General features: G+C 47.7%; 7 protein-coding genes and 1 pseudogene. 3 read left to right on the forward strand and 5 right to left on the reverse strand.

Features of this window, described 5'->3' with window-relative positions; all coding sequences use genetic code 11:
- Positions 1 to 82 precede the first annotated feature (82 nt).
- Positions 83 to 289, forward strand: a pseudogene (locus tag HMPREF3168_RS11015) (C39 family peptidase); the annotation flags it as partial.
- Positions 290 to 493: 204 nt separating this feature from the next.
- On the opposite strand, the gene HMPREF3168_RS08835 reads toward HMPREF3168_RS11015, so the two are convergent.
- The 5 genes from HMPREF3168_RS08835 to HMPREF3168_RS08855 all read right to left on the reverse strand — a co-directional run bounded on the left by HMPREF3168_RS08835 (position 494) and on the right by HMPREF3168_RS08855 (position 4,276).
- Complete coding sequence (locus HMPREF3168_RS08835; protein WP_246825713.1) at positions 494 to 2,212, reverse strand: hypothetical protein; 1,719 nt, start codon at positions 2,210 to 2,212, stop codon at positions 494 to 496.
- Positions 2,213 to 2,260: 48 nt separating this feature from the next.
- On the reverse strand, positions 2,261 to 2,713 hold the full coding sequence (locus HMPREF3168_RS08840; protein ID WP_148129895.1) for a hypothetical protein: 453 nt from the start codon (positions 2,711 to 2,713) through the stop codon (positions 2,261 to 2,263).
- 22 nt (positions 2,714 to 2,735) lie between these two features.
- Positions 2,736 to 3,020, reverse strand: a complete 285-nt coding sequence (locus HMPREF3168_RS08845; RefSeq protein ID WP_231115338.1) for an acyltransferase family protein — start codon at positions 3,018 to 3,020, stop codon at positions 2,736 to 2,738.
- Between the two features lie 247 nt (positions 3,021 to 3,267).
- Positions 3,268 to 3,738 carry a VanZ family protein gene (locus HMPREF3168_RS08850; protein WP_070489659.1) on the reverse strand — a complete coding sequence of 157 codons (471 nt, stop codon included), beginning with the start codon at positions 3,736 to 3,738 and terminating at the stop codon, positions 3,268 to 3,270.
- 109 nt (positions 3,739 to 3,847) lie between these two features.
- The gene (locus tag HMPREF3168_RS08855) at positions 3,848 to 4,276 is read right to left on the reverse strand and encodes a GtrA family protein (RefSeq protein WP_003613098.1); all 429 of its coding nucleotides are present in this window, start codon (positions 4,274 to 4,276) and stop codon (positions 3,848 to 3,850) included.
- A 187-nt stretch (positions 4,277 to 4,463) separates the two neighbouring features.
- On the opposite strand from HMPREF3168_RS08855, the gene HMPREF3168_RS08860 reads away from it, so the two are divergent.
- Together HMPREF3168_RS08860 and HMPREF3168_RS08865 are read left to right on the forward strand one after the other, a co-directional pair.
- Positions 4,464 to 5,171, forward strand: a complete 708-nt coding sequence (locus HMPREF3168_RS08860) for a VanZ family protein (protein ID WP_070489661.1) — start codon at positions 4,464 to 4,466, stop codon at positions 5,169 to 5,171.
- Positions 5,172 to 5,181: 10 nt separating this feature from the next.
- Complete coding sequence (locus HMPREF3168_RS08865) at positions 5,182 to 6,705, forward strand: ATP-dependent nuclease (protein WP_035161608.1); 1,524 nt, start codon at positions 5,182 to 5,184, stop codon at positions 6,703 to 6,705.
- Positions 6,706 to 6,876 lie beyond the last annotated feature (171 nt).

Below are 6,876 nucleotides of genomic sequence, written 5' to 3' on the forward strand. Positions count from 1 at the left end.
GAGTTTGATTGCTCTGGGAAGTTAGCATTACAACAACCTGCCACAATACGGTGGTGTTTACTCAACCGCCAACTTCCGCGGTTTGCTGTCAGCATCAAGTTTAACCAACTATATGAAGAAGTTTGACCGCGGCTTTACCAATATTACTGGCCGCAGCATGGCGAAGATCAAGTCAGTCGTAGAGAGCGGGCACCCAGTGCTTTACTACGGCTTCTCAAGCTACGAAACTTACTTCCGCAGCAAGCATCATGCTAAGGTAATCGCTGGTTACAAGAAGGGCCGCTTCCTGGTTTACGACCCATGCTACTACAGTGCTGGCAGTGGTTCCAGCCACAGAAACGCCTATGACTACGGTGCTATTGCCTGGGTTCCAGTTTCAACCGTGGCTAGAGAATCAACTGGTGGTTCAAACAACGGTACAATCATGATAACTAATCGGCTATATTCAAAAAGAGTACGTGATTTTCCACGTACTCTTTTTTTCTGTGTTTTTCTATTGTGCATATTTGGCCTTGAACTTGACCAAGTAGATAAGCAGGGCGAGCCAGCTGAGGATGCTGATGACTATGCTCAAGTAGAAGACAGGACTGGCCTTGTAGCCTACCGTGACGGTGTTTTGCCCGCGCTTGAGGCCAACTACAACCGTCCCCCGGTTGCCGCGGCGGAAGGCATGCTTTTGCCCATTGACGCTGACAGTGGTGTGCTTGTAGGCAATTACTGGCAAGTCAACATCAGCTGCTTTTTCACTCTTGACCTGGTAAGAAATTTGATTGGCTTTGATTAAAGGACTCAGGGTTAAAGTCTTGCCATTCAAGTAGGCTTGGTGCATTAAAAGAGAATTTCGCTTTTGCACGCTGGTCAGTGAGCTTTTTGGCATATAGTCAAAGTCGCCAAAGAGAATCTTGTAGTTGAACTGGTTGTAATAGTTATAGTCGCGCAGGCGCTTGAATGGCGCTGGCTGTGTGCTGTTGGCACTGGTTTTCGGCATGTCTTGAACATGCTTTAAGGTATCCCGGTAAACTGACAAGGAACTAAGGGAGAAGAGGGCCATGAAGACGGCTAAGCTGCAGCTGAGAGCCAGCTTTTTCCGGCCGGTCACATGCTCTTCAAGCACGCTGCTGCTGCCCAGGGCAAAAAGGATGGTTAAGAAAAGTGAAGCGTAGGAAAGATAGCGGACAGGTAGCTGAACCATTTCAAAAGGCGTACCAGCAGTGAGCTTCCAAGGGAAATAGCGGGTGGTCAAGAAGCAGGCAAAGAGGCCTAAGCCGTAGATGATCCAGTTCCGCCGGCTCTTAATAAAGGCCCAGGCAGTAAGGATTGTTAACATCAGCATGAAGCTCAGATTCCAGCTGTTTTGGGGGGCAGAGAAGGGGTTGAGGAGCAGGTTGCGTGGGCCCATGGCCATGGTGTAGACGATTCCAGGATAGGCACTGAAGAGCCCTTGGCCGATAAAGTCAGTGAAAAAAGGCACGATTACTGGCAAAACCAGGAAGACACAGACACCGGCAGACAAAAGCAGGGACTTAATCCGATCCTTGCTGATGCCGCGGCTGGTGATCAGCTTGATAATAAAGAGGATTACGGCAAATTGCAGACTCAAAAAGACAGAGAGGATGTGGGCATAAGCAACCAGTGCCCCGCTGATAGCCAGGAGGTACCATTTTTTCTTGTCGCCCCACAGGACTTCATAGATGCCCAGGAAAAGCAGGGGCAGGAAGGTTACAGCCAGGTATTCGCCAAAGACTGCCTCGCCCAGGTAAAGCCGGTAAGGGGCAAATGTATAGACCAGGGAGAAAATAAAGCTGGCCAGAGACTTCTTTGAGTATGCCTTCATGGAGAAGTAACTGATTGTAGCCGTGGCAAAGGTTACCAGGGCGTACCAGGCGTAAAAGGCGTTGACCGGGGAAAGAATAAAACGCAGGAAGGCCCATGGATAAAGGAAAATACATGGGTAAAAGAGGAAAGAAGCAGCTCCGGTGTTGTGGAAAGTTCTGGCCGCGATAAAGGTGAAGAAGGAGCCGGACTTAAGGTTCAAGTAGATTTCTTCTACCCGGGCAGCGTGGAAGGTCCAGTCTGAGACGGTAAAGATTGCCTTGCTGCTAGCCAAATAAAGGGTGGTCAGCAAAGTGACGAAGAGCAAAAGGCCCAGGTAAAGCAAATTCAATTTACGCGGGTTGCTCTTATTATTGTGGAGATTATTTTTTACATCCAATTTAGAAATACCTTTCTATTCTTTTAATCTATTTCTTTCGATATTTTTCTATTTTTTACGCGACAGTGGCAAGAGTTGGCCTTGGATCTTGTTTTCCAGCCATTTTAAGATAAAGCTGCCCAGGTAGGAGAGGCCGATCATGACCAGGTATTGCCAAAGAATATACAGGGACATGTGGTGGGCAGTAAGGAAAATCCGCGCCGAAACATGACCCAGGTACAGTTCCAGGGACAAGGCTCCGGAAATTTTGACAAAGCCTTGCAGGAACTTGGTGAAGTTGATCAACTTGCAGAGATAAAGGCCAATGATCATCAATGGGAAGGCCCAGAGGCTGTTGGTCAAGCGGATCCAGTAGGGCAGAGGCAGCCAGATGTCAAAGTGGATATTGTACTTGCAGTACATCACGATGATGAAAAAGATGAACCAGTAGGTTGTATCGGCATGGTCGATAAAATTGAGGAAGAGCAGATCCCTGATAAAGGTCAAAATCCCGCCAGGCAAAAAAGGTCATCGAAACAAACAGCTAGGCTGGCAGGATTCTGACTAGTCTTTTCTTGTAGAACTGGCAAATATCATCATTTTTAGTCAAGGAATAGAAGAGGCCCATCCCGGACAAAAAGAGGAGGAAGTCAACCCCGGTCGAACCGATGTAGTAGTCCCAGAACTGCTCTGATTTCAGAAGCAGGTGGGCGCTGCGAATATGTTCGAAGTAGTGGAAGACCATGATGCCAATGATTGAAAGGCCAAACATGCTGCTCCGATAGCGGCTGAAGTCTCCCCAGCTAATTGTAAATTTATTCGTATTCATTAAGTTTTCCTTTGACATTTTCTCCATATCGCATTCTCTTTTGAAAGCACCGCCGATTGGCGGGAGGGAAAGTATGATTTGTTGAATGTGAAGGAGTTAGTATTTTTTCCTTCCTTCTGATAGCAAATTGTAAACAATACATATTATACAATTTTTAGCTGTTTATGATAATTTGAAAATAGCAATGATGAAGCAAGGAAATGCTAAAGATGAAAAAAGAGTGCCGGGCAAGCACTCTTTTTAGCAATTAGTAAAATGTATTAGCGGTTTGGTTGACGGCCCGCTTGGCCCATGGCCGCTGGAGCAAGAGGATTAAGCCAATCCCGAGCAGGTAGCCGGCGATATCGAAAGGAAAGTCAGTTGGGTCGAATTCCCGGCCGGGAACCAGCAGCTTGCTGGTCTGGTCAAAGAGGGAGAAGGCGGCTGACAGGGCCAGGGCTGACCAGGCATAGCGCTTTTGCCAGCGGCTGAAGAAGTAGCAGGCACTGGCGCCGAGCAGGAAGTACTCAGCCGTGTGGGCCAGCTTCCGCATCATGTGGTAAATCGGGTACTCAGCCATCATAGTACCGGTCAAGTGAAAATGAACCTTCTCAAATAAGTTGACGAACTTTAAGGTCAGCTGGACTGACTGGCCGGAATTCTGGAAAGTCAGGCCGCTGATCAGCAGGACCGACCCCAAGCATCCCAAAAAGGCTAAAATAATATTTCTTTTCCGCATTTTCACCCTTCCTCTCTGGTTAAACTGACTTCAAGATTAACACGAAAATGCATTAGTTGAAACTTTTAGCCGGAATAATTAACATTTCTTAGCAATTAATTCAGATAGATTATTCTGAGTCCTTGGATTCAAAGATCCAGAACTTGCTGGCCACATAGTTGATAATAACGACAACCACATTGGCCAGGATCTTGATAACCATGCTGTTTAAGTGCATTTGTTCAGCGAAGATGAACATGATGGCCATATCTAAAAGGGCAGTCCCGATTCTGGCCGCGAAGAAGCTGGCGATTTCACTGGCGTATTCCTTAAAGGTGGATGCCTGGCTGTGGAAAACCCACTTGCGGTTGGTCAAGTAGGCAAAAACGATGGACAGGAACTGAGCCATGATCGTCGCTGGCATGATGTCCCACTTGAAGACGCTGTTGCAGAGCCAGTAGGAGAAGATGTTGACTAGGGTGGTCATGACGCCCCAGAAGACATAGGGGATGATATCCTTGTACTTGTCCCATAATTCATTGATTTTTTCTTTGTCCATGTTTGATACTCCAATTTTATGTATTGTTGTAATTGAAAGCACTAATATAAAGAATAGCACAGAGCAGAATTTTAGAAAAATGATCTTGTGATATTGATAATAAAATTAATAATCACAACTTTTGTTGATAAGTCGACTAATGGTATAAAATATGTAGAAAGGAATTCGTAAGGGGAAGTGAAAAAGAATGTATCATGAACTGGCTTTGCTGATCCGCTTTGTGGTCATTGGCGCCTGTGTTTTGGCAGGCTACTGGGCTATCCGCACGGGGAACTCCTTTTTGCGGCTGGTAGTAACGGTTATCTATGGCTGTGCTTTGATCTACTATGTGTTTGCCTCAAGAATGCTGACGGCTGCTGTCTACTACTGGCAGCATCCGGCCCAAATGGCCGCCGGCTCAGAGGTTTTGAAAGACCCGGCCTTTTGGAAGTGGGGGCTGAAAAAAGTCTTTGCCAGCTCAAACTATGGCGGCCGCTACGGCTTTTTGATGAATGTTCTGCTTTTCATGCCCTTGGGTTACATTATTCCATCCTGGTCCAAGTGGCTGCATAGCATCATGATCACCACATTTATGGCCTTCTGCCTGTCCTGGTTTATTGAACATTTCCAGCGGATGACAGGGCTGGGCACATATGATGTTAACGACATGATCGCCAACACCATGGGTGCCTTCTTAGGAGCCGTAGCAATCATGCCGACCTTGTGGATGTGGGACATCCAGTCCAGAAAACTCCGCAAGGCCCGGGAACACGCGGAAGCTAAAGCCAAGGGGGAAGCAGAAGCTGCCCGTTTGGACCGGGTCAGCCGGCAACTGGCTAACCCAACTGAAAAGGTACCGAAGGTTAAGATGAGCCGGAAGGACTACCGGCAAAGACACGGCGACGAAGCCGATTAAGGAGCAAATCATGTTGCTGCGCGCGGTTGAGCTGCATAACTTTCGCGGTTATCGCAATTTTAAGCTGAAATTCGCCCCCTTGACCAGTCTATTAGGTGAAGGGGAAGTGGGCAAGAAGACCATCCTGCGGGCTCTGGACATTTTTTTCAACGGCCCTTTGGCTAAGCGGCCTTTGAAGCTGCAAGACTTAAATGAGAAAGCCCTCAAGGCCGGGGACTGGCAAATTGCTATCACTTGCTATTTCGATGATTTTGCTATCAAAAAGTCGTTTGACCTTAAGCAATATTTGGAAGAAAGCGACAGCTTCGCGGAAGAAGGCGGGGACTTTCAGACAGTTACGGACCAAAACCGGGGCCGCTACCGGCAGCTTTCAGCCAGCATGCCCCTGTATGTCTTTTTTGATGAAGAGTCAAAGGCGGCCAGCCCCTTGAACTTCGTGGCCCGCAGCGCTATTAGGGACAAGGCAGCGGAAATCAAGGAAATTCAGGACTACCTGGACGACCGCCTGGGCCGCAGTCTCTCCCAGCTTCTGGCCAACTACCGGGACTTGGGTGAACCAGCTCCCCAGTTTGTCTTCCAGGATCCCAACCTGGCTGAACTAATCAAGCAGCGGGAAAAGGTCGGGGTGACTGGAACGGCCAAGGTCAGCCGGATTATTCTGTCCTTTCTTTTAGCTCAAAGTGAAAATGCCAGCATCGACAACGTGGTCTATGCCTTTGAAGCGAATGATTTGTCGGAGGAAGATGAAGCCTTGTTGGCCCAGGCCCTGCTTAAACTGGTCGCTAAGAACAAACAAGTCATCTTGATTCCGCGCACGCCGCACTTGATGGGTCTTCTGCCTTTGGAAGGGATCAAGATCATCAAGAAGGTTGCCGGCCAGCAGCAACTTTTGAGTGAGAGCCAGATCTTGGCGGAAGTGTCTAGCAGCTTGGGCCTGGCGGCTGACCAGCGGGCGGTCAAGTCCCGCTGCGTTCTCTTGGTCGAAGGGCAGGAAGACGTCCGTTTTGTGACCAAGATCAACCAGTGGATGTATGAAGAAAAGCTGGTGGAGGCGACTTTTGCTGAAAAAGGGCTTTTTATCCTGCCTGTCGGGGGATGCGGCAGTCTGCTGGCCTGGCTGAATTTTGACCTTTTTTCTAAACTGAATGAACCTTGGTTCATCTTGATCGACTCAGACAAGGGGACGGATGAAGCTAAGCAGAGCCAGCGGCACTTGCACCGGATCAGGGCAAAGTATCCAGGGATGCAGGCACACATTCACGCGACTTTTAAGCGGGAGATTGAGAACTACCTGGTCTTTAAAGAGGGCAAGAAGACACATGCCTTTGCGCCATACGAAGACGTTAAGCAGCACATGTATGACTTGATGCAGCAACGCCACCAAAGCTGGAGCAAGGATAAGACGGCATCTAAGTTGATGGAGCAGATGGATTTGGCTGATCTGCAGGACTACTATGAAAAAGACGGGCAGAAGCACCGGGAATTAGTAGAATACTTCTTGCAGATTGACCATTTTATCGATGGGTTGGCATAAGCCGCTAAAAACAAGTTAAGAGCTATTTTTACCAATGGACAAAAGGCAATTTGTTCATTGGCTTTTTGTTTTATTTAGCAAAAACGTGCTAGAATAGGGATGCTAATCTAATATACAGGAAAAGAAAATGGAGTGTGTTTTTTTGAAGAAACGGAAAGATATCAAAAAGTT

Source organism: Lactobacillus sp. HMSC08B12 (genome assembly GCF_001808415.1).
GTDB lineage: Bacteria > Bacillota > Bacilli > Lactobacillales > Lactobacillaceae > Lactobacillus > Lactobacillus delbrueckii.

What these genes read in the sequence shown, in the direction of transcription:
- HMPREF3168_RS08860 (WP_070489661.1), top strand. Translation starts at nt 4,464, where the DNA reads ATGTATCATGAACTGGCTTTGCTGATCCGCTTTGTGGTCATTGGCGCC.
- HMPREF3168_RS08865 (WP_035161608.1), top strand. Translation starts at nt 5,182, where the DNA reads ATGTTGCTGCGCGCGGTTGAGCTGCATAACTTTCGCGGTTATCGCAAT.
- HMPREF3168_RS08845 (WP_231115338.1), bottom strand. Translation starts at nt 3,020, where the DNA reads ATGAATACGAATAAATTTACAATTAGCTGGGGAGACTTCAGCCGCTAT.
- HMPREF3168_RS08855 (WP_003613098.1), bottom strand. Translation starts at nt 4,276, where the DNA reads ATGGACAAAGAAAAAATCAATGAATTATGGGACAAGTACAAGGATATC.
- HMPREF3168_RS08850 (WP_070489659.1), bottom strand. Translation starts at nt 3,738, where the DNA reads ATGCGGAAAAGAAATATTATTTTAGCCTTTTTGGGATGCTTGGGGTCG.